Source organism: Corynebacterium sp. NML180780, from assembly GCF_007786415.1.
Taxonomy (GTDB): Bacteria; Actinomycetota; Actinomycetes; order Mycobacteriales; family Mycobacteriaceae; genus Corynebacterium; species Corynebacterium gottingense.
The window spans coordinates 139,072-161,971 of sequence record NZ_VNKN01000008.1 but is presented as its reverse complement, the minus strand read 5'-3'; the positions used below and the strand labels follow the sequence as shown (position 1 = coordinate 161,971).

Annotated in this window: 17 protein-coding genes; 8 read left to right on the top strand and 9 right to left on the bottom strand. The window is 66.4% G+C overall.

From position 1 onward, the window contains the following. Positions 1–653 precede the first annotated feature (653 nt). Positions 654–3,710: a hypothetical protein gene (locus FPP74_RS07320; RefSeq protein ID WP_144717739.1), complete on the top strand. Its 3,057-nt coding sequence runs from the start codon at positions 654–656 to the stop codon at positions 3,708–3,710. 3 nt (positions 3,711–3,713) lie between these two features. Here FPP74_RS07320 and FPP74_RS07315 read toward each other — a convergent pair whose 3' ends face one another. From FPP74_RS07315 to FPP74_RS07300, 4 genes are all read right to left on the bottom strand, one after another. Next, complete coding sequence (locus FPP74_RS07315; RefSeq protein WP_186439406.1) at positions 3,714–5,243, bottom strand: cutinase family protein; 1,530 nt, start codon at positions 5,241–5,243, stop codon at positions 3,714–3,716. Positions 5,244–5,280: 37 nt separating this feature from the next. Beyond that, positions 5,281–5,772 carry a hypothetical protein gene (locus FPP74_RS07310; RefSeq protein WP_255456095.1) on the bottom strand — a complete coding sequence of 164 codons (492 nt, stop codon included), beginning with the start codon at positions 5,770–5,772 and terminating at the stop codon, positions 5,281–5,283. A gap of 76 nt (positions 5,773–5,848) precedes the next feature. Then, positions 5,849–7,942 carry a YhgE/Pip domain-containing protein gene (locus FPP74_RS07305; RefSeq protein WP_144717737.1) on the bottom strand — a complete coding sequence of 698 codons (2,094 nt, stop codon included), beginning with the start codon at positions 7,940–7,942 and terminating at the stop codon, positions 5,849–5,851. Continuing rightward, positions 7,939–8,520, bottom strand: coding sequence for a hypothetical protein (locus FPP74_RS07300; protein WP_144717736.1), 582 nt, complete (start codon positions 8,518–8,520; stop codon positions 7,939–7,941). The genes FPP74_RS07305 and FPP74_RS07300 overlap by 4 nt, the downstream gene beginning before the upstream one ends. A 108-nt stretch (positions 8,521–8,628) precedes the next feature. Here FPP74_RS07300 and FPP74_RS07295 point away from each other — a divergent pair, with 108 nt between their 5' ends. The 3 genes from FPP74_RS07295 to FPP74_RS07285 all read left to right on the top strand — a co-directional run bounded on the left by FPP74_RS07295 (position 8,629) and on the right by FPP74_RS07285 (position 11,095). Next, positions 8,629–9,195 carry a TetR/AcrR family transcriptional regulator gene (locus FPP74_RS07295; protein WP_095546354.1) on the top strand — a complete coding sequence of 189 codons (567 nt, stop codon included), beginning with the start codon at positions 8,629–8,631 and terminating at the stop codon, positions 9,193–9,195. 108 nt (positions 9,196–9,303) lie between these two features. Then, the gene (locus tag FPP74_RS07290; protein WP_144717735.1) at positions 9,304–10,344 is read left to right on the top strand and encodes an HNH endonuclease signature motif containing protein; all 1,041 of its coding nucleotides are present in this window, start codon (positions 9,304–9,306) and stop codon (positions 10,342–10,344) included. Between the two features lie 106 nt (positions 10,345–10,450). After that, the gene (locus tag FPP74_RS07285; RefSeq protein WP_144717734.1) at positions 10,451–11,095 is read left to right on the top strand and encodes a DUF1707 domain-containing protein; all 645 of its coding nucleotides are present in this window, start codon (positions 10,451–10,453) and stop codon (positions 11,093–11,095) included. Here the strand turns inward: FPP74_RS07285 and FPP74_RS07280 are convergent. Continuing rightward, a complete protein-coding gene (locus FPP74_RS07280; RefSeq protein WP_144717733.1) occupies positions 11,092–11,844 on the bottom strand; it encodes a hypothetical protein in 753 nt (250 codons plus the stop codon). The genes FPP74_RS07285 and FPP74_RS07280 overlap by 4 nt on opposite strands. 245 nt (positions 11,845–12,089) lie before the next feature. On the opposite strand from FPP74_RS07280, the gene FPP74_RS07275 reads away from it, so the two are divergent. The 4 genes from FPP74_RS07275 to FPP74_RS07260 all read left to right on the top strand — a co-directional run bounded on the left by FPP74_RS07275 (position 12,090) and on the right by FPP74_RS07260 (position 16,716). Beyond that, complete coding sequence (locus tag FPP74_RS07275; protein ID WP_095275321.1) at positions 12,090–13,055, top strand: methylenetetrahydrofolate reductase; 966 nt, start codon at positions 12,090–12,092, stop codon at positions 13,053–13,055. A 44-nt stretch (positions 13,056–13,099) separates the two neighbouring features. Beyond that, a complete protein-coding gene (metE, locus tag FPP74_RS07270; protein WP_144717732.1) occupies positions 13,100–15,370 on the top strand; it encodes a 5-methyltetrahydropteroyltriglutamate--homocysteine S-methyltransferase in 2,271 nt (756 codons plus the stop codon). Positions 15,371–15,474: 104 nt separating this feature from the next. Beyond that, the gene (locus FPP74_RS07265) at positions 15,475–15,999 is read left to right on the top strand and encodes a peptidylprolyl isomerase (protein WP_095535822.1); all 525 of its coding nucleotides are present in this window, start codon (positions 15,475–15,477) and stop codon (positions 15,997–15,999) included. Positions 16,000–16,062: 63 nt separating this feature from the next. Then, on the top strand, positions 16,063–16,716 hold the full coding sequence (locus FPP74_RS07260) for a rhomboid family intramembrane serine protease (protein ID WP_144717730.1): 654 nt from the start codon (positions 16,063–16,065) through the stop codon (positions 16,714–16,716). A gap of 352 nt (positions 16,717–17,068) precedes the next feature. On the opposite strand, the gene FPP74_RS07255 is transcribed toward FPP74_RS07260, so the two are convergent. The 4 genes from FPP74_RS07255 to FPP74_RS07240 form a co-directional block, all read right to left on the bottom strand. Next, positions 17,069–18,514: a hypothetical protein gene (locus tag FPP74_RS07255; protein ID WP_122086557.1), complete on the bottom strand. Its 1,446-nt coding sequence runs from the start codon at positions 18,512–18,514 to the stop codon at positions 17,069–17,071. A 317-nt stretch (positions 18,515–18,831) separates the two neighbouring features. Continuing rightward, on the bottom strand, positions 18,832–19,104 hold the full coding sequence (gene crgA, locus FPP74_RS07250) for a cell division protein CrgA (protein ID WP_095275316.1): 273 nt from the start codon (positions 19,102–19,104) through the stop codon (positions 18,832–18,834). Between the two features lie 11 nt (positions 19,105–19,115). Next, on the bottom strand, positions 19,116–21,278 hold the full coding sequence (pknB, locus tag FPP74_RS07245) for a Stk1 family PASTA domain-containing Ser/Thr kinase (protein ID WP_144717746.1): 2,163 nt from the start codon (positions 21,276–21,278) through the stop codon (positions 19,116–19,118). Further along, entirely contained in the window at positions 21,278–22,867 is a 1,590-nt protein-coding gene (locus FPP74_RS07240; protein ID WP_144717728.1) for a serine/threonine-protein kinase, read from the bottom strand. The genes pknB and FPP74_RS07240 overlap by 1 nt, the downstream gene beginning before the upstream one ends. Between the last annotated feature and the right edge of the window lie 33 nt (positions 22,868–22,900).

Here is a 22,900-nt window from a genome sequence, read left to right as displayed (position 1 = left end):
GAGTCGACGTCGTCGTACCAGTTGGGTGAGGCGACGGATAATGACACGCTGCGTTATGGTTCGTCTGGTAAGCCGGCTGAGTCTGTGAAGTCCGAGGAGTCTGAGGCTGCGAAGCCGGAGGATGCTGAGGCTGCTGAGAAGTAGTTTGTAGTGTCTGGTTGAGCCGCTTGTGGGTGATGCACCCATAAGCGGCTCTTCTCTTTGTTGTCCACCCGCCTCCGCTTCCACAGGCCAGGGTGAAACCACAAAATCATACGATCATGCGCCGCGTGGGCGAGCTCGGTGTGACAGAATAGGCACTGTCATTACCCACCTCTTTTCCAGGAAAATGCAATCTTATATTGCACTAACTCGGAAAGTTCAAAGGATTCCCATTGCCTATGTCCTCCCTCAAGAAGCGTGCCTTAGCTGCGCTCGTCTCCAGTGTCCTCGCCACAAGCACCACCGCAGTTATTGCACCGAATGCCCTCGCCGCGGACACCTTTGCCACAGAAGCATTTGAGCCCGTTGCGCCAGATACCCTCAAAGAATTCCGGGCGCTCCGTCCCAAACTTGAGGTGCAAGCGAGGGGCCTTGATGGGGAAGTGGCACCACTTCAGACAAATCGCGGTCCTGCATGGAGCATCGATGGTGCGGTAGATGCCTTTGATGGCGTGCAGGTTCGCAAGCTGACCGGCCAGTCCGGTCGCGTCGGTGAGGGCGATAACTTGGACGCTCAGGTCCGTGTCGCTGCGATCAACCTGACGAAGGCGCTTCAGCAGGACCTTCGGAACTACGCCTCCAAACCGTCACCCTCGTTGACACAGCAGATTGAGCAGAAGCTCCTCTTTACTCGAGCGCTGCTTGGCAATGACGTCGCGTCCCTCAACGCGGCACGCGCAGACGTCCTCGAGAATCACATGGGCGCATTCCACGAGATCACTGGCTTCACAGTCGCGCAGCGAACCAAGCCGGGTTCTGCCGACGCGACACTGAACTACGTCCTCGTTCCCGATACCCAAAAGATTGAAAAACTCACTGCGGGCGACGACGAGTACGTCACCGTGTTTCTCGGCAGGGACGGCGAGCGTCTGCTCAGCCTTTACCAGCCGGGGCTTGACTTGCCTGACAATTCCGTACCAGTCGAGACCACTTCGACCGAGTACCACCAGTTTGCAGGATTCACCGCCGACGAGCAGTCCAAAACCATCGACTTGGATCTGCGCATCAAGGGCCACTGGACCTTTGAAGTCACCGAGGGCGCGAAGTACGTCCGCGTCACCCGCGGTGAACGTGACCACCAGCTCGTGCTCACACCGCGCCCGAGCCTCGAGGGCGACGCCACCGCCACGGTCGTGATTACCGATGAGCAGGCCGACGAGTTCATTTACCACCTGCAGCTCAACAACACCATCAATGCGGAAGTGACGGAGGAACCAGAGCAGATTATCGACGCCCCGCCACGCGCACCCGAGGAAACCGCGTACCGCCATCTACCCACGAGCACGGTTGCCTACATCTCCAACAACGGCGGCACCGCAGTGGTAACCAGGGGTGAGGACCTTGTCGCAGTCGACGAGACTGAGATCGGCGGCACGCCGGTGTGGAAGGTCACTCCCACCAGCAGGGACCAGGAGGGCATGGCCCACGTCGTGGTCACCGACGCCGACGGTACTGTGCGCCCGCACGTGTTCCAGCTGGAGAAGCGGAAGTACGCGACGAAGAGCATCGTTCACGAGTCGATACCGTACGGGGGATTTACAGAGCTGCGACGTTCCGCTGGTGCGACCTACGACATTGTTCAAGGCGCGGAATTTGTCACTGTGACCGAGGAGGACAACGCCTGGATCGTCACCGCCAACGAGGACAACGATGCGCTGAAGAAGAGCGGCGGCACCGCCGTCATTAACATCAAGGACAGCCAGGGTCGCGTCGTTCAAAACGTCACGGTCAGCATAGAGCGCCATACTTTCAACCTCGAGAAGACCACCCGTGTGCACGAGGTTGTCGATCTTTCGAAGGTGTACCTCACTCCGTTCAGTGACGAAGACAATGGCTTCTTGGTCGAACCGCTGGACGGCGCAAAGCTCGAGGACTTTTTTGAGAACGCGGAAGATTACGACGGTAAAGAGATCTGGGGCGACTTGAAGCTGGAGTTCAAGCCGGGGGCACAGGGGAAGCTTAAGGCCACCGAATTCGTCCGGTGGGAGACTAGCGGCGACGGTGTCGACTACGAGAACGTCCCTGTCATTGAGCACATCTACTCGGTCGCTCCGTTTCATCCGATCGAGTCCGAGTACACGATTACCTCCGACAATGAGCTCGGGTTGGTTGGCACCCGGCTCCACATCACCGAAGGCAGGGACCTACTCGAAGACGCGCCGTGGGATGGTGAGTCCAACATGACGATTTCTCCGAAGCGCGGCGCCAGCGGCCGGGTCATGGTCGAGGACCGCACCGATGACGGCTACGCTTACGAGCGCTTTACTGTCAACATCACGCCCGGTGAGCAACAGAAGGACGTCGAGCATGAGATGACCTGGTTTGGTTCAGCGCGCATCTCCGCTGAATTCGGCGACTCCTACAAGATCGTTTCCGCCAAGGATGCCGACGGCAACGACATCGACGGCAACGATCTCGTCCGTGTTCGCGAGGATGATGGCGATTTCGTCGTCACCGGCCGTGCGGGCAAGACCGGTACTGTCACGATTGCTGTGAGCGACAAGCAAGGTGTGTACGGGACATACACGCTCACCATCACGGAGTCCAAGGGCGCTCGCGTCTACAATTATCGGACCTCGCCCAACGCAGAGTTCCGCGCGACGCTGGTTGAGAAGTCCAATAAGTTCGTCGTCATCGACGGTGCCGAGTACCTGGAGTACCAGACCGAGGACGGCAACCAGTGGGTGGCCAAACCGAAGGCTGATGCTGCCGGCAAGACCGCGACCATTGAAGAGTGGGACGAGGACGGCAACGTCCTTAACACCTGGAACCTGAAGATCGTCCGGGGCGCAACCTCTGACACCCCTCAGCTGCGCGACTACCTCATCATTGGTCAGGGCAAGGCATACCAGCCGATCTCGGAGGGCAACACCTTTAAGGTTGTGCAGGGTGCGGATCACGTCACCACTGGCAAGGACGATAAGGGCACGTTCACGCTGACCCCGAAAGCAGGTGGTGAGGAACAATTCGTTGTGACCGAAGAATATGACAAGGACGGTAAGCTCGTCCGCACGATCAGTTCCCTGATTATTTTGCGAGAGCACACTCTACCGACCGACAACGAGTTCGACGAGCCCAACAAGGACATCGCCAGCGCCAAGCGCGACGCAGCCACCGGCGCGATCACGATCTCGTTCGGCAAGGAGGGCGGCGACGTCGCGATTGCCGAGGGCGCGGACCTCGTGGACATCACCCGCGAGGGCGACTCCTTGGTCCTCACCCCGAAGCAGGGCGTGCGTGGCACGGTGTCGTTCGTCCCGGTGAATGACAACGTGCAGAACGCCACCGGTTACAGCTTCGACATCGATACGAAGTCGGGCGCTGACGGCAACGCGCCGAAGGACGGTTCCTCGGACCCGAAGACCATTGCCTCTTCAGTCGGCATCGCAACCCCGCTGGTGCTGCTGCTCGCGCTGATCGCAGTATCCCAGCTGCCGATCCCTGGCCTGGAGGGCGTGCGCGCGCAACTTAACGCCGCCATCGACAACGCGATGAAGGCGTTCAAGTAGCCCCTACCGCTCCCGCAGTACGCCGCGGACTACGTCGTCGAGCCAGTCGACGGCGTAGTCGTACCCCGTCTGCCCGTCCACGTTGAACCCGCCCGGGCTATCCGTGTACCCCAGCTTGTAGTACGACATGTGCCGCGGCCCGAAGTCGCCCGCCTGGCTTGCCGACGCCAACAAGTTCCCATTCACCGGATTCCCCATCGCCGCCTGCAAACCGGCCGCCGAGGAGACCTGCCCCACCAGCTGCGACACCGCCGAGTGTGCCGCGGCCTGGCGCTGCTCCGTCGGCGTCGGCACCCGCGGCACCACACCCGAGCGCGCCAGCTGCAGGTAGAACCGCTCCATCGCCTGGGTCGCGCGCATCCCCTCGAGCGCCACGTCGGCCCAGGTCCCGTCCTCGTCGTCCCCCGCGACCGCGCCGCGCAGCCCCTCGAGGGCCGGCAGCAGGTACGTCCAGGTCACGCCCTCCTTCGCCAGGTTGGGCAGCGCCGACAGCAGCGTCACCGCCACGAGTTGCTCCGGCGGGGTGGCCGCCTGCTCCGACCGGGTGGCGCCGTCGGCCGCCTGGGCGAAGAGTGCGATCTCTCCGAGGATGAGGGCGGCGGCGGGGGCGTCGAGAAGCGAAAGGCCCGACTCGCGCACCGCCTGCTGCAACGGCACGCCCGCGTCCATGCGGCGGGAAAACTCCAGCACGTGCGCGCCCGTCGCCGCGTTGGGCGGGCCCACGGCCTCCTCGCGCATCGCCACATCCGCCAGGTCGCGCAGCGCGGAATCCGGGTCCGTCGAGCACGCCATATCCGCCGGGTTGCACAGCGAGAGCACCTTGCCCTCCAGGCCGGCGAAGCTCAGCGCGCGCTCGCCGGCCAGGCCCACGCGCTCCGGAATCACCCCGGACCCGCCGCCGTTGATCAGCTCGCCGCCGCGCGCCAGCACCCCCTTCGGCGCGGACGCGTACAGCTTGGCGGGCGGCAGGGCCCGTTGCCTATCGACGCTCGCTCGCCCCGGATCCGCAAACAACACCACCCCGGCAATCTGCTCCGGGCCCACCCCGCGCACCTGGCCGTGCGCCGCCCGCGCCGCCGCGTCGCCGATCAGGTGAGCGCCCTGCGAGTAGCCCACCATGATGAAGCGGGTCTGCGGGCACGCGCTCGCCACGGTCTCCATCTCGCGCACCGCGTCGTCCGTTCCTTGCGTGACGGACTCGCCGTAGGTCGCCGCCTCCGTGCCCTCGATGCCGCCGCTGGCGCTGCCGAGCGCGCTCAAGCGGCCCAACGAGGCGGGGTAGCGGACCTGGTAGCTGCGCACCGTGCGCGCGCCGAAGTGTTCGGTGAGGTCGGCGGCGGGGGAGGAGTTGTCGTCGAAAAGCGTGTCGCGGGCTGACGGGTCCCAGGAATGCGAAAACCCCGAGCCCGCCGCTTGCACGACGTGGATCGGGGTACAGCTCGGCGCGAACGGCCGCAGCGGCTGCGCTGTAGCAACAGGGGTAGCCGCAGCGGCGAGCGCAAGCAGGGCGACGAGGGCGGGAACACGTTTCACGCGAAACATATTAGTACCGCGCTGCACGCCTGCGCGTCTACTTGCGCGGCAGAGCCATGAGCGCGGCGCCGATGGCTACGAGCCAGGAGTCCTTCGACAGCGGCAGGCCCTCCTGGGACGGGCGGATGCCGTCGTCCTCGGTCATCGCATCGTTGCCGAAGTACATGGTGAGCAGGCCCGCGCCGAACGTCGCGAGCGCGGCACCGGCGAGGCGGTTGGACACGAACGGGGTGAGCAGCGCTGCGCCGATGCCGGTCTCGGAGTAGGCGACGAACTTGGCAAAGGTTTCCTTGTCCATGTCCTTCAGCGCCGGGATGCCGGTGACGGCCATGCCGTGGAGGAACTCGGCGGTGCCCTCGTCGGCACCAATCTTGCCGATGCCGGAGTTCAGGATATACAGGCCGGTGGGCACGCGCAGCGCGGCGGAGGCGAGGCGGGTCTTTGACTTCGCAGCCTTCTGTGCCTTGGCGGCCTTGGCGGCCTTGGCGGCCTTCTGGTTAGCGGGGAGCAGGTTGAGCGGGTTGAACATGATGTGTCCTTCCGTGTGGGATGTCGTCCATCAAGATGATACGTCAACAATCCGCTCCCGGCAAGGGCTCGCGGTCTTAGACCGAAAGCTCGGGGTGCAGATCGCGCTCTGGGATCTGGCGCAGCCTGGTCAGGCCCAGGCAGGCGACCACCCACGAGCCTACCGCGATGCCCAACAGCACCAGTGTCGCGCGGATCATGCGAGGATCGCCGCCGTCGGTGCCGAACAGGGCGTAGCGCATGAGGTCCACCGAGTAGCGCATCGGGTCCCAGCTGTGCACCCACTGGATGAACTTCGGCTGCACTTCGGGCGGGTACAGGCCGTTCGACGCCACCAGCTGCAGCGACATGAGCGCCATGGTGAGCAGGCGGCCAATCGACTTACCAAAGATGCAGTTGAGCATGTAGATGAAGGAGACGAACACCCACGACACGCCCACCAGCACCGCCAGCATCACGCCCGCGTGAGTCGGCTCGACGCGCAGGATGCACACCTGCATGATCCACAGGAAGACCGACTGCACGCCGGTGACCAGGAACGACGGCAGCAGCGTGTTGAGCGCCACGCGCACTGGCGACGCCCCCGAGTCGATCGCGCGACGCGAAATCGGCTCGAAGATCATGTAGAGCACCAGGCCGCCGAACCACAGGGACAGCGACAGGAAGAACGGGGAGAGCCCCTTGCCAAAGAACGTCAGCTCGTCGCCGGCCTGGTTCAGCACGACCGGGTTGGAGGCGGAGTCGACCGCCTTGTTCAGGCGCTCGCCCTCCCACGTCGGCGCCTGCTCCTGCGCGTCGTGGAGTTTGACGCTGAGCTCGCCGGTGCCGTCATCGAGCTGCACCAGGCCGTCGTTCAGCGCGCCGAGGCCCACGACGAGCTGGTTGGAGCCGTCGGCCAGCTTGGACGACGCGTCCGACGCCGTGTTCGCCGCCACGACCAGCTGCGACGTGCCGTCCTTCAGCTGCGCCACGCCGGCGACGAGCGTGCCGGAGCCGTCCTGCAGCTTGGCCAGGCCGGCCGCCAGCTGCTGGGCCGCGTCGGTGGCGCGGTTCACGCCGCCGCGGTACTGCGCGTTCGGGTCCTGCAGCTCGTTGGCCACCTGGTGCGCGCCGCTCTGCAGCAGCTGCAGCTGGCTCACCAGGTCCGAGTTCATCGCCGTGGCGAGCGGGCCGCCGTGCAGCTGCGCCTGCGTCTGGCGAGCCTGCGCCGCAATCTGCTCCGTGCCCGGGATCGGCGAGGCGTCCAGGTCCGCGATGACCTGGTTCAGGGATGCGTCGATGTCCGCGAACGCCGCCTGCGCCGCGCCGAGCTGGCCGGCCACGCCCGCGATCTTGTCCACGCCGCCCGCAACCTGCGACGCGCCCGCGCCCAGCTTGTCGGTGCCGCCCTGCAGGGTCAGCATGCCTTCGGAGAGCTGATTCGCGCCGTCCGCCGCGGTGCCGATGCCGGTGTTGAGCTGCTGGGCGCCGTCCTGGAGGCGCGTCACGCCGTCGTCAAGCTGGTGCGCGGCGCTGGGCATCTGCTGCAGCTTCGAGTTGAACTCCTGCATGCCGTCGTCCAGCTTCGTGGCGCCGTCGTCAAGCTTCTGCCCGCCCTCGCCGGCCTTCTTCGCGCCCTCGTTGAGCTGGCCCGCGCCGTCGGCGGCCTGGCCCATGCCGTCGTTGATGGTGTTGAAACCGACGAAGAGCTGGTCCACCACCTTCGACCCGACCGTGTTGGACACGGTATCCGTGATCACTCGCGAGGCCTGCCCGCCCAGCATCGTCGGAATGAAGCCGTTCGTCTCATTCAGCGTGACGTTGATCTTCGCCTGGTGCGGGTTGTCCTCCTTCACGCTGGTCACGGCCTCGGTGAAGTCGGTCGGGATCTCCATGCCCAGGTAGTAGGTGCCGTCCGCGATGCCCTGCCGGGCCTCGTCGGCGGAAACCACCTGGAAGTTCATGGGCTTTTCTTCGAGCAGCTTATCGACGACCTGCTGCCCATTCTCACCCTCATCCGAGTTCACCAACGCCACCGGCACCTTGTTCAGGTTGCCCAGCGGGTCCCAATAACTCCACACAAACAGGCCGCCGAACAGCAGCGGCAGCAGCGTGATAGCAATCAGCGCCAGAGGCGGCAGCTTGCCGTGTAGAAACTTGCGGAAATTCGATCCCAGGTGCAGTCCGCTCATCGGTCCTCCTCGTTCGCACTCGTCACCAACACCGGCACTTCCTCAGCGACCGCGTACAGGTTGTCCAGCAGCTTCGCGCGCAGCGACATGTCGCGGATCTGGTCCACGTCGTCCACGATGAGCAGCTCCGCCTTCGGTCGCGACACCAGCGCGAGCAGAATGCGGAAGCGGAAGCGGTCGAGCACGTTGAGCTCGCCTACCGACGTGGCGCTGTCAAGCTCCTCGAGCCCCAGCGGCTCCAGCCAGCGAGCCACGGTATCGTGCTCGAGCGGGCGGCGCGGCGTCGGCTTGAAAAACGGCTGCGACCACGCGATCTGCTCGCGCAGCAAGTCGCGCAGCGGGATCTGCCGGTCGAGCGAATCGATCATGTGCACGCCGGCCAGCGCCGTCTTTTTGAAGCCGGGGCCGTCGACCGTGCCCGAGTGCGGCTTGTAGCGCCCGGCGAGGGTCATCGCGAGCGTCGTGGCGCTTGACTCGCGCCCGACGTGCAGAAAGTTGAAGCCCTCGCTGGCGTCGACGCTCACCGGGTCGTCGCCTTTGCGCAGCACAAGGTCGGTTGCGCTGAGAATTTGTGTCATTGAAAAACTCCAAGTGGAGGGTTGGCTATCACTTAAGACTCCTGCTATGGTGCTCCGCATGTAGCGCGATGTCAAGACGAAACTGTATCGCGCGGGAAGGAGATGCAGGTGCGATCAGATGCGCGCGCGAAACGCGACCAAATCATCACCGCCGCCACCGAGCAGTTCCGCACCCGCCCCAACTCCGCGGTAACGCTCGAGGGCGTGGCGAAGGACGCCGGCGTCGGCATTGCCACCCTATACCGCCACTTCCCGTCGCGGGCGGAGCTGCGCCAGGCGTGCGCGCTCCGTTTCATCGAGGACCTGGACGGGTTTCTCGACGACACCCTCGCCGCCTTCGACGACGACCCCGAAGGCAGCTGGGAGCGCTTCGTGTGGCGGCTCGTGGATTACGGGGTGGGCATGCTCGTCGGCGCGCTCGCGTCCGAGCTGCCGGACGGCGTGGAGCCAGACGTGGAGTGCCGCCGCGACGAGTTCTTCGCCCGCGTGCAGGTGCTGCTGGACAAGGCCGCGCCCCACGGCCTCATCGCGCCGGACCAGACGCCGACCGAGCTCGCCTCCGAGCTCATCGTGGTCACCCGCCCCATGGACGCGACCCTCACGGCGCTGTTTCCCGACGTGCGCGAGCGCCTCGTGCGCAACCTCCTCATTGCCTGGCGCGCGGAAAACCCTTAACCAGTATTAGACGCAGGGAACGGGCCCGCGGTTCCCTTCGGTGGGTGTTTTGGGAGTCTTCTCACAAGTGCTTGTTTGCGCTGGTCACGGGCCCGTATGGTGCTGGGTATGGATGTGATTGCAGACCTTGTGGCCCACGACCGCGCCGGCGTTGACTACGTCGCCGCGGCCGTTGGCGTGTCTGCAGATTCGCTTATCGACGCCGGCGTCGCCCCCGACCGCGCCGCCCAGCTAGTCGTCGCCGCCCGCATGTTGTACGCGCCGACGTCGCATTCGCGCTACCAGGCCCGGGCGGTGGCAGGGGCCCGTGAGTGCGGGCATCGGGTGGATACGTTGGCCTATATTGCGCGTGCGTCGCGCTCGATTACAGATGCGACGAACCGGTGGCGGTTTATTGAAACGCTGTGTGCCACCAGTGGTGATTTGGCGTGTGTGCGCCGTGTTGCTGGGCAGTTGAAGCAGAAGTTGTCGCCGGCGCCTGCGCGCACGCCTGGGGTGCGGGTGCGCCAGCATGGTGATGGGATGGCCACGTTGAAGGTCACTGGTCCCTCGCTTGCGGTGCAGGGGTTGTTTGATGCGGCGAAAGATGATGTGGTCGGCTGGTTGTCTGATGAGTGTCCGAAGGCGGACTACACGGTGCGTGTAACTGCGAATTTGGACCTGGGGGAGTATGTGAAGGTCATCGCGGGGGCGGGTGATGACGTCCAGGTGCGGTTTGACAATGGTGTGGTGGTCTCCGGTGCGGAGTTTGTGCGGATGCGTTTGGCTGAGTTGGGGTCGGTGATTTTGGTGGGGGCGGCTGATGGGCCGGTGAATGCGTATGATGTGCGGTTTGCGCATCGGAAGCATCGGGAGATGATGTTGGCGGATTCGCTTACGTGTACGTGGAAGGATTGTGATGTGCCGGCGTCACAGTGCGATGCGCATCATATGGTGGAGCATCAGCATGGGGGTGAGACTGAGGTGGGGAATTTGGGGTGGTTGTGTCGGTATCACAATTATCAGGCGGGTCGGCCGTCGCGTGGGCGGACGCAGCGTCGTGGTGGGCGGATTGTGTGGGTCTCGCCGTCGGGTCGGGTCACACCGACTGGGGTGGATCATGCGGCGCGGGCGCCGTTTCGTAGCCCGGACCCGCCGGATGACGGGTAGCGTGCCGTCGCCCTCGTGTTAAAAGCGCCAGTGCCCCTGGCGCCAACACGCATGCCTGCCTGCGAAAACGGCCGCAGAAGACGGCGCCGGGTGTTAGCATCAAGGTATGAGCATTCGGTGTAACCACGACGACCGCAACCGCACGGCCGAGGTCCTGTCCACTGCGCTTGGCCAGGGGCAGATTGACGTGAACGAGTTCGAGGAGCGTTCCTCGAAGTGCGAGGCGGCCACGACTCGCGACGACCTCGTGGCCCTCATCGCCGACCTTGTCGATGACCCCCAGAACCGCCTCTTCGGCCACCGCGAGCCGGCGCAGATCCCGGGCGCCGAGCTCGCCCCGCCTGTTGAGGCTGCGCTCGCACAGGTGCAGGCGGTCGAGCGCGGTCGGAGCGTCTCGCTCGGCGTGTTCGGCGGGTCGAAAGTCCGCGGCGACGCCATCGCGGCCACGCACACGGCGGTGGGCGTCTTCGGCGGCGTAGACATTGACCTGCGCGGTGCGCAGTTGGCGCAGCCGGTGACCACCATCAATGCGGTCGGCGTCTTCGGCGGTGTCGACGTGTACGTGCCCGAGGGCTTCCGCGTGCGCGTCAACGGGGTCGGGCTCTTCGGCGGCCACGACATGCAACTGGCGCCCGGCGTGATCGACCCGGCGGACCTGCCGGATTCCGCGCCCGAGATCGTGGTGCGCTGCTTCAGCCTGTTTGGCGGCGTCGACGTCCACGTGGTCAGGCGCGGCGACCCGCGCCTTTAGTCCTCGCGCAGCGAGTGGCGGCTCTTGCGGGTGGAGGTGCCGCGGGTGGCCTTGCGCTGGTCGTCCTCGAGCGTGTCCAGGGTGGACAGGCCCTCACCGGTGCCCTCGGTGTGGTCGCGGGTGTCGTCGAGGCTGGTGGTCAGCACGGTCGAGCCAGTCGAGCCGTCGGCGTCCTTCGCGTGCGCGCCGGTGGCGGTGTCGGGGGAGTACACGCCGGTGCTCTCCTCGGCGTGCAGATCGTCCTCCGTGGTGGTGGAGTAGACCAGCTTCGCTTCGCCGGTGCTGGTGCGCGGCTGGGGGGTGGGCTCGGGGGCGTCGTTAAGCTTGTCCTTGAGCCAGAACTGCCAGCACGCCCAGCCGGCGCCGGCGAGCGCCGCGACGCCGAAGATGCCGGCCGCGATCTTGCCGCCGTTGCCCCTGGCCTTCTTCTTGTGCTGCTTCGCCTCGGCCTTCCAAGCCTTGCGCTGCTCCTCGCGGGCCGGCAGCGCGGCGTTGAAGGCGGCGCGGCGGCGGTCCAAGCGCTTGTGGGCGGCGCGGGTGACGTCGCCGGCTTGGGTGCGGGCGGCGTCGTAAAGCTCCTCGAGCTGCTCCTTGTCCGCAAGGTCGTGCAGGGAGTCGATGTTGTTGTTCTTCAGTGTGTCAACGAGCGAATCGTACAGCTCGCGCTTCTTCTTCTCGTCCTGCCCGCGCAGGTACTTCACGGTGTCGGAGATGCCGGTGAGCAGGACCTGGAAAATTTGCGTGTTCATTGTCGCTCCTCTGTGTAGGGGGTCGAGGTCGGTTCGCCCCAAGGCTACCCAAACCGCCGCCGCGCATGCCCGGACCAAGCGTTACGCAAAAACATACCAAGCTGTTCATTTCTGCGATTAATATTCACGAATTTAACGCGCGTGGCCTGCCCGAATGAGCCCCCTCGTTGTGCCCTGAAAAACCGGCCCCTAGATTCTTGGACACCGTTGAAAAACGGCCCAGACACAGAGAAAGGCGGAAACCAATGCGCGGCACTTTTGCACCGACGCGGCTGTCTGCCTCCGCGCCGATCGACCGCGTCGGCGAGGACACCACGCAGCAGCGGCGGCGCACGCGCACCGCGTTGAGCTTCGAGCTGATCCCGCCCCGCCACGGCGCGGACGAGGGCAAACTCGACGAACTCATCGCCGGCCTCGCGGCCTACCGCCCCGACTACGTCTCCGTGACCAGCTCACGGCGCAGCGACTGGCTCACCGGCACGGCCGCGCTCATCGCGCGCGTCGCCGAAACGACCAACCTGCGCCCGATCGCGCACCTCGCCTGCACCGCGGGCACGCGCGAGGAGCTGGTCACGTGGATTCGCACGCTCATCGACGCCGGCGTCCGCGGCTTCCTCGCCCTCCGGGGCGACCTGCCCGAGACCGGCATGCCAGCGGACCACCTCCAGCACGCCACGGACCTGCTCAACCTGATCCAGGACGTGGAGGACGAGGAGGCGTTCCGCCTGGCCGCCGGCAAGCTGGCGCTGTCGGTGGCGTGCTACCCGTCGGGGCACGCGGAGTCCAAGAACTTCGACGAAGACCTGGACGTGCTGCTGTCCAAGCAGCGGCTGGGCGCGGATTTCGCCATCACGCAGCTGTTTTTCAACGCGCAGGACTACCTCGACTTTGTTGAGGTGGCCCGACTCGCCGGGGTCCGCATCCCGCTCATCCCCGGCATTATGCCCATGACCAGCCTGAAGCGTGTGCAGCGGATGGGCGAGCTCTCCGGCATCGAGGTGCCGGAGTGCGTGGCTCGTACGCTCGCGCAGGCCACGACGCCGGAGGAGGAGTACGAGCTGGGCATGCAGATGTCCGCGCGGCTCGCCAACACCATCCTGGACGCCGGCACCGGCGGCCTGCACGTGTACACGCACAACAACCTCGCTGTGACCCAGGACCTGTTGTCCCGCATCGGGATCCCGCAGCGGGCAGACCACTCACCCCAATAAACCCGAATTACCCGACCCACCCGTTTCCATTGAAAGGACCTACTGTGTCATCCTCGTCACCGTTCCCCAAGGCCACAATCGAGGGCTACCCGCGCATCGGCGCGAACCGCGAGCTGAAGCGCGCGCTGGAGAGCTACTGGGCGGGCCGCATCGACGCGGACACGTTCCGCTCCACGACGCACGCGCTGCGCATTGACAATTACAACCACCTGCGCGACCTTGGGCTGACTGAGGATTACGCCATCGCCGCCGACGTGGCCTACTACGACCAGGTCCTGGAGACGGCGCTGACCGTCGGCCTGATCCCGGGCGGCACCGACCTGGACGAGGAGTTCGCCCTCGCCCGCGGCAACGACACCCGCGTCCCGCTCGAGATGACCAAGTGGTTCGACACCAACTACCACTACCTCGTCCCGGAGATCGCCGCTGGCCAGGACATCGCGCCCGCCGCGGAGCGCATCGTGCGCATCTTCGAGGAGGCCAAAGAGGCCGGCCACACGGTCCGCCCGTTCCTGGTCGGCCCCGTCACCCTGATTGCCCTGTCCAAGCCGGCCGAGTGGTCGCTGTTGCCCTCGCTTATCGACGCCTACGCCACCGTCCTCGCAGCCCTCAAGGACGCCGGTGCCGAGTGGGTCCAGCTGGCGGAGCCCGCCCTGGTCGCCGACCTGTCCACCCCGGACGCGGAGCTGGCGACCCACCTGCGCGAGGCGTACACGACACTCCTCGGCGCGGACAACCGCCCGGCCGTGTACCTGACCACCCCGTACGGCGCGACCCGCGAGGCGCTGCCGGTCCTGGCGGAGCTCGCCCCGGAGGCGCTGCACGTGGACCTGGCGCCGTGGACCCTTGACCAGGACGCCGACTACCCGCAGCGCGTGGCCAAGGCGATCCCGGCGGAGACCCACCTGGTCGCGGGCCTGGTCGACGGCCGCAACGTGTGGGCCGCGAACCTGCGCGAGCGCACCGAGGTCCTCGAGGCCGTGGCCGCCGGCCGCGACGCCGTCTCGGTCTCGACCTCCACCTCCCTGCAGCACGTGCCGCACACCCTGAAGGCGGAGAAGAACCTGCCCGTGGACGTCGCGACCTGGCTGTCGTTTGCCGACGAGAAGGTCGCCGAGATCCAGGCGCTCGTCGTCGGCCCCGAGGCCGCCGAGGAGGCGTTCGCCCAGTCGGATCGTGCGGTCCGGACGAGGGCTGAGAGCGAGAAGATTCATAACGCGGGCGTCGAGAAGCGTGTGCAGGCGCTCCCCGAGGGAGCCGTGCAGCGCCAGCCGGAGTTTGCCGCGCGCCAGGCCGCGCAGCGCGAGGCGCTCGGCCTGCCGACCCTGCCCACGACCACGATCGGCTCGTTCCCGCAGACCCCGGAGATCCGCAAGGCGCGCGCCGACCACAAGGCGGGCGAGCTCGATGACGCCGCCTACCAGGAGGCCCTGCGCACCGAGATCAAGAACGTCATCCAGCTGCAGGAAGAGATCGGCGTCGACGTGCTCGTCCACGGCGAGGCCGAGCGCAACGACATGGTGCAGTACTTCGCCGAGCTGCTCGACGGCTTCGTTGTCACCGAGAACGGCTGGGTCCAGTCCTACGGCTCCCGCTGCACCCGTCCGCCGATCGTCGTCGGCGACGTCTCCCGCGCCTCCGCGATGACGGTCGAGTGGGCGAAGTACGCGCAGTCGCTGTCCGACAAGCCGGTCAAGGGCATGCTCACCGGCCCGGTCACCATCCTGGCCTGGAGCTTTAAGCGCGACGACGTCCCGCTCGCCGTCTCCGCCGATCAGATCGCGCTCGCGCTTGCCGACGAAGTCCGCGACCTCGAGAACGCCGGCATCAAGGTCATCCAGATCGACGAGCCCGCCCTGCGCGAGCTCCTCCCGCTGCGCGCCGACGAGCGCGCCGCCTACCTCGACTGGGCCGTCCGCGCGTTCCGTCTGGTCGCCCTGGAGGCGCAGCCCGCAACCCAGATCCACACCCACCTCTGCTACTCCGAGTTCGGGCAGATCATCGACGCCGTCGCTGCCCTCGACGCCGACGTCACCTCCATCGAGGCGGCGCGCTCCAAGATGGAGCTGCTCGAGGACCTCGACGAGTCCTTCCACTCCGAGATCGGCCCGGGCGTGTGGGACATCCACTCCCCGCGCGTCCCGTCGCAGGAGGAGATCGCGGGCCTGCTGCGTGCCGCGCTGCAGCACGTGCCCACCGACCGCCTCTGGGTCAACCCGGACTGCGGCCTGAAGACCCGCGGCTACGCCGAGGTCGAGCCGTCGCTGCGCAACCTGGTCGCCGCACGCGATGAGGTCGTCGCTGGCCTGAAGTAGGCGCCGCGCCGAACACGCGACCCGGTGGTGTGGGAACGCACCCCAGGTCGCTTTCGTGTGCCACCCTCCGCCACCCGCGCGCGAAAATGCGTATCCTGGGACCCATGACTGATAAGACGCAGACGATGACCCTGCACACCAACCACGGCGACATCGTGATTGACCTGTTTGGCAACCACGCGCCGAAGACCGTGGAGATCATCACCGGCCTGGCCAAGGGCACCAAGGAGTACTCGGCGGCCAACGCCTCCGGCTCCAACGAGGGCCCGTTCTACGACGGTGCGATCTTCCACCGCATCATCCCCGGCTTCATGATCCAGGGCGGCGACCCGACCGGCACCGGCACCGGCGGCCCGGGCTTCAACTTCGCCGACGAGTTCCACCCGGAGCTCACCTTCGACCGCCCGTACCTGCTCGCCATGGCGAATGCCGGCCCGGGCACCAACGGCTCCCAGTTCTTCATCACCGTCGCCGAGACCCCGTGGCTGAACAACCGCCACACCATCTTCGGCGAGGTCACCGACGAGGCTTCGCGCAAGGTCGTCGACGAGCTGGCGAACGTGCAGACCGGCCGCATGGACCGCCCGGTCGAGGACGTCGTCATCAAGTCCGTCGAGGTCTCCGAGTAAGACCGCTTCGACCCTTGCCCCCGCTCAGTGCAGCGGGGGCACTTTTGTATTTGGAGGCCTGACATGCAGAAGATTGCCCAGCAGTTCTTCCGCGGCGCGCCCGTGAGCGTGGCCATCACCGCGCTGTGCGCGATCGTGTACGCGGTGATGGCGGTGCAGTCGCGCTCGCTGGACAGCGTGGTGTGGGATTCGGTGGGCGCCGAGCTCGTGCTGTGGGGGCCGGAGACGCAGGGCGCGGGGCTCGTGCGCGCGCTCACAGCCGGGTTCGTGCACTTAAGCGCCACGCACCTCGTGCTCAACATGCTCATGCTCGCCGTGATCGGCACCGAGGTCGAGCGCGCCGTGGGCAGCGGCCCCTACGCGGTGGCGTACGCGGCGGGGATCCTGGGGTCCTCCGCCGCGGTGCTCCAGTTCGCGTTCCTCACCCCGACCGCGGGGGCGTCGGGCGCGCTCTACGCCCTCATGGCGGTGTTCGTCGCCATCGCCTATCGACGCCACGTCGACCCCCGCCCCGCCCTCATCCTCCTCGTGGGCAACGTGGTGTACACGCTCGTCGCCTCGGACGTGAGCGTGTGGGGGCACGCCGGCGGGCTGGTTGCGGGGGCGCTGATGGCGTGGCCGGTGACGTCGCCAAGCGTGCGTACGCGGTGGGTGGCGGCGTGGGTCGCGCTGGCGGTGTGCACAGTGAGCGCGGGGTACGCGGGGTACGCGGGGTAGCTGGCGTGGGGATTGTGGAGAAGTGCGGCGTGTTGTCCACCGGTTATCCCCATGGGGAGTTTTCCACAGATCTATTCACATTGTGGATAGTTACGGGCGTGTAATTCCTCGAACTGGGGGCGGGGTGGCGTCGATTAGCGAGGGCAAAGAGCGTTCGAACAGCCACTTTGTTCGGGTTGTGGAAGTAGTGCACAGGTTTATCCACAGGCTGTGGAATGTGGGGTATGCACAGAGGGATCCACAGCCTGTGGATAACTTCGCCGTTGTGGGCGCAGTAAGAAGCCCGGGCCTCCGTGGTGGAGAGCCCGGGCGGGAGAAGAAATTTCGAAGCGGAACCGCTTAAGCGGTCAGCTTAGAAGGTGCCGTCCAGCTTGCGGCCGAAGTCGGACACGGTTGCCTCGCGGGAGTCGACGTCCTGGTCGTTGTCGTCGGACTCGTCGCCATCGAGACGGCCGGTCTGGGTCGCGGTGATGTAGTTGTGGATGCGGCCCTCGGAGGTGTTGCCATCGCCGAAGTTGAAGGAAGCAACTGCAACCTCCTCGCCGGACTTGATCGGGTTAGCCAGGGTGACCTCGAAGGTGCGGACGCCCTTCTTACGGTCGAAGCCCAGGTCGCGGACGTGAGCGCCCTTGTGGCTGTTGGCGGTGATCAGGCGGTCGACGCCCTCCGGGCCCTCAGCGGTCTTGACGTCAACGCGGAAGGTGACAGCCGGGAACTCGCCGTAGTAGCGGTCCTTGCCAACGTTCTTGATGCGCAGCGCAGCGGTGCCAGCGAAGCCGGAGGACTTCCAGGAGGAGGAGGTGAAGTACGGCTCGAGGTCCAGGTCCTGCTGCTCGCGGTCAGCAGCGTCCTCGGCGGTCTCGCCCTCGGTCTCGGTCTCCTCGATGGTCTCCTCGACCTCGGTGTTCTCCTTGTCAGCAACCTCGGTAGCCTCGTCGTCCTCGACGACCTCGGTGCCCTCGTCGGTGATGTCCTTGTTGGTGACGTCAGCGGCCTCGTCGTCGTTGACCTTGGTCACGTCCTCGAGGTCCTCGCCCTCGCGGAGCTTGTTGACCTCGTCCTCGAAGTTCGGGTTTGCATCGTCGACAGGCTTGGTGACCTGTGCGCCCTTGTTCGGAGCCCAGGAAGCAGCCGGGGTGTCGTAGTTCTTGACGCGGACCTCGTTCTTGACCGGCATGTTTGCGATCCACGCGGTCGGGGTCGCCCAGGTGCCGTTCGGGCGGCAGCGCTGCTGGGTACCGGTCATGGTGACGGTGCGGAAGCCGTAGGTAGCCTCGCCGGTGTTGCCGGCCGGAACCTCGTACGGGCCGATCTTCTGGCCGACGGACCAGGACAGGGAGCCGGAGACGTCCCAGCCGAGGGACTTGGCCAGGGTGTAGCCGATGGTGCCCTGCAGGCCGTCCTTGGAGCCGGTGCCGCCGATGTTCAGGGTCTCCGTCTTGGAACCGTTGACGGATGCGGAGATCTGCTGGGTGCGGGACAGGTCCTGGGTCAGGTTGACCGGGCTGTCAGACAGGTTGGTGGTGGAGATGGTGCCGACCGGCAGGAAGTTGTCGGTGACCTTGTAGACCACCGTGCGGTAGTCCTCGGTGGAGTTGCAGACCGGGCGAGCGTTGAGCACGTTGGCCTTGATGTGGTCGGAGCCACGGTAGGTGTGGATGATCGGGAGGGAGTCGTTGGTTGCCGGGGTCTCCGGGCGGGACTCCTCGTTGGTCATTGCGTGAGCGGGGGCGGTCAGTGCGCCACCAGCGATGGCGACGGTAGCCACTGCGGCGAAGGCGGTACGGAAGGCGCGCATGTGGTTTTCCTTTCTGAGATTCGAAGTAAGTGCGATTTCGACGCGGTTGACGTCCTGGTAAGTATTTATAGCGACTAAACTGAGATTGCGCTTAATATAGTACGAATATACCCCCAACCGGGGGTGGCGAGGACTTGTAGAAACATCCATAGGAATACTAACTGTGCAGGTCAAGGGATTTTCGGGAAAATCCGCGAATATTAATGATCACCGCGTTTGCTTACCTATCAATTACTCAAATTCTCAGGTTCGTGCTGAAGGCGAGCAAAAAAGAAGCGGATACCCGCGAGGGGTATCCGCCTGCAGCGTGGCGTCGATTAGCGCCAGCCCATTGTCATGAGCAAACCGACGATCATCCCGGCGAAGCCGATGGCGTAATTCCACGGGCCCAGCTCCGCGAGGAACGGGATCTGGTCCGCGGCAAGGTAGAAGACGATCAGCCAGGCCAGGCCCAGGATCATCAGGCCAAACATGATGACCTTGTACCACATCGGGGTACCGCCGGTGTTGATCTTGACCGGGGTGCGGGTGGCGCCGGAGGAAGCGGTAGTGACCGGCTTCGCGTCCTTGGTGACTTTTGCTTTCGGCATATTCTTGCTCCTTACAGGCCGAGCCCGCGGATTGCGTCGCCCAGCTGGTTCCCGTTGGCGTTCTGGGGCGATACCTTACCAGGCGACTGCGAGGCGGCATTATTGTTCAGCGGGTTGAGCTGGGCCGCGTCGAACTCCCACAGGTTGTAGCCGATGGCCTGGTCCTTGCGGATCGTCTCACCCGCGCCCACGCCTTGGTGGCCGATCATGCCGGCGTCCACCATCGCGCCCGTGGGCACCGGCGGGCCGGCGACGAGGCGGCCGTTCCAGCCGGCCTCGCGCAGCTTCTCATCCGCAGCGTTGACGTCCAGGCGCGTGATCTCCGGCATGGTCATCAGCATCCCGTTGGACACGCGCAGCTCCACGGTCGTACCCGCGTTGACCTCGGTGTTCTCGCCGGCCACGGCGAGGACCTCGCCGTCGGGGCGCTCCGAGTCGATCTTGGTTACCGTTGCGCGCAAGTCTAACGACGACAGCGTCGCCGTCGCCTGGTTCACGTCCAAGCCCACCAGCGACGGGATCTCCACCTGCTTCGGGCCCGAGGACACGGTGATGGTGACCTTGCTGCCCTTGGACAGCTGCGTGCCCGCGGCCGGGTGCTGGGAGATGATCGCGCCCTCCGGGACGTCCTCGGACGCCTCGTGGCGGATCTCCTCGTTCAGCTCCAGGCCGCTCTCCTCCAGCAACGCCTGCGCCTCCTGCGGCGCCATACCGGTGAGGTCCGGCACGTCCGTGACCTCCTTGCCCGTGGACACGCTCACCGTGATCAGGGTGCCGCGCTGCAGCTCGGAGCCGGCGGTCGGGTTGGTGCCAATCACGTCGCCGCGCGCGAAGTCCGGGCTCGGCTCGTCGCTCACAGCGACCTGGAAGCCCAGGCCCTCGAGCTCGGAGACGGCCTCGTCGCGGTGCTTGCCGGTCACGTCCGGGACCTGCACCATCGACTCCTCCACCGGAGTGTCGGACGAGGTGTCGGGCGTGGAGAAGTACTCGTACGCCAGCCAGGACGCGGCGCCGAGCAGGATGAGGCCCAGCAGGGCGGCGATCCACTTCATCCAGGAGATGCGGCGCTTCTCGTGGGAGCGGCGGTGGTCCTCGTAGCGGGTCGTGCCCTGCGGGCGCGGCACTGCGCCCTGAGGGCCCTGCGGCGCCTGGGGAGCGTGAGGGCCGGGCACGGCAGTCGCGCCGACGACGGTCGCGTCGGCGGCGTGCGCGCCAGGCTGCTGCTGGCCCAGGTCGTGCTCGGCCGCCGCCAGGTGGGTGCGCGCGGCGTGCGTGACACTGCCGCGCTCGAGGAGCGTGAGGTCCTCGCACATCTGGGTGGCGGACTGGTAGCGGTCGGCCGGGTGCTTCGCCATCGCGGTGAGGATGACGGAGTCGAGGTTCACGGCTTCGTCGTCAGTCAGCGCGTTCGCGGCGTCGGCAGCATTGGCCACGGTGCCGTGCGCGCCGTTGGTGCGGCCCAGCGCGGCGAGGCGCTCGCTCGGCGGCTCCGGGTCCTCCTGAACGTGCATGTACGCCACGCCGAACGGGGACTCGTTCTCAAACGGCGGGGTGCCGGTCACGGCCTCGTACATCACGCAGCCGAGCGCGTAGATGTCGGAGCGGGCGTCCACCGGTTTCCCGCGCGCCTGCTCGGGGGAGAGGTACTGGGCGGTGCCGATCACCGCGGAAGTCTGCGTGTGGACGGAGGAGGAATCGTCCACCGCGCGCGCGATGCCAAAGTCCATCACCTTCACCTCGCCGGTGTTGGTGACCATGATGTTGGCCGGCTTGATGTCGCGGTGGATAATGCCCGCGTCGTGGCTGGCCTGCAGGGCGCGCGCCACCGGGATCAGCAGCGACGCCGCCCGATTCGGCGGCAGCGGCCCGTCCTCGCGCACGATGTCGCGCAGGTTCCGGCCGTTGACCCGCTCCATCACGATGAAGGGGACGGCCACGCCGTCGACGTTTTCCGCGCCCGTGTCGTACACCGCCACGATGTTCGGGTGGTTCAGGCGTGCGGAGTTCTGCGCCTCCAGGCGGAAGCGCTCGCGGAAGCTCTCGTCCCGCGCCATGTCCATCTTCAGCATCTTGACCGCTACGCCGCGGCCCAGCACTGTGTCGGTCGCCGCGTAGACATCGCTCATGCCGCCGGTGCCAATTACGTCACCGAGCTCGTAGCGATCCGCGATCATCATTGCGCATTACCTCCGAGGATGGAATCAAGGTCAGGCAATTCTATCTCACCTGCGCCGCCGTCCGTGCCGGTGTCGGCGTCGGCGGACGGGGCGGCGGGTGCCGATGGCGCCGGCGTCGCCACGCTCGGCACCTCCTGCGCGCTCGTCGGCGCGTCGGCCGTCTTCGAGCCCTGCGGCACCGACGGGCGCGCCGCCGAGGTCGGGGCCTCCCGAGAGTGCTTCGGCTGCGTGGGCTCGTCGCTAATGGTCAGCGTCTCGGGGCTCCGCTCGTGGCGCGTCACAGTCTCGCGCTCGCGCGTCGTCGTGTCAGTCTCCGTGTCCTCGTCCTCGCTGGGCGACGGCGTGGATTCCACCGTCTCCGTCTGCGTGACCACGGTCGGGGCCGTGGAAGAGCTCGACGACGCGCCACCGCCGATGCCGTCGAGGACGCCGCTGGTCATCGCCCACGCCGCCGCGCCGCCGACGAGTATCAGGCCGAGGATGCCGGCCACGATCGGGCCGGCCTTGGAGGACTTCTCCGGCTCCCGCGCCGGGGCGGGCGCCTCCCGGTAGGTGCCGGCGCGGGAGGAGGCGGGGGCAGGGGGGCGTCGAGAAGCGACTGCTCGAGCGGCGGAAGGCGGGTACGCACCCGCGGGACGGGTGGTGCGCTCCTCCGCCACGTCGGCGAGCATTTGGGTCGAGGCGGTGGGGGAGGGCTCCGTGGCGATCACCGCGGTCTGGCCGCCCGGCTGTGCGGGGCGCAGGCCCTGGCGGACCTGCTCGACGGCCAGCTGCATCTCGTTGCCGTCGCGGAAACGCTGGCGCGGGTCCTTGCGCAGCGCGATCTCGATGAGCTCGCGCGCCGGGGCGGAGACGGCAATCGGCAGCGCGGGCGGCTCCGCGGACACGTGCGCGAGCGCGACGGACACGGAGGAATCGCCGGTGAACGGGCGGTTGCCCGAGAGCATCTCGTAGCCCACCACGCCCAGCGAGTACACGTCGGAGGCGGCGGTGACCTTCATGCCCTGCGCCTGCTCCGGCGACACGTACTGCGCGGTGCCCACGACCATGCCGGTGCGGGTGAGCGGGACCGCCGCCGCGGCTTTCGCGATGCCGAAGTCGGTGATCTTCACCTGCCCGTTCTGCGTGATCATGAGGTTGCCCGGCTTCATGTCGCGGTGGACCAGGCCCATGCGGTGGATCACGGCGAGGCCGTGCGCCGCCTGCTCGAGCACGTCGAGCGCCAGGTTCTCGTCCAGCGCGCCCTCGCGCGCGATGAGGTCCGCGAGCGACTCGCCGCGGATGTACTCCATGACGATGAAGCACATCTGCGCGCCGCTCGGCGACTCCAGCTCGCGGTAGTCGTAGGTGGCCACGACGTTGGGCGAGTTGATGCCCTCCGCCGCGAGCGCCTCGTTGCGGAAGCGGGCGAGGAACTCGTCGTTGGAGCTGAACTCCGGCCGCAGGACCTTGAGCGCCACCTCGCGGTCGTGCGCGGGGTCGTCGGCAAGCCACACCGTGGACATGCCGCCGTGGCCGATTACCCACTGCAGTTGGTAATCGTCGCCGATGAGCGACTGCAGTGCTTCGCGGTTCTCAGTGTTCATCGTTCGTATCCTTCTGCTGGGTTGTATTGCTTA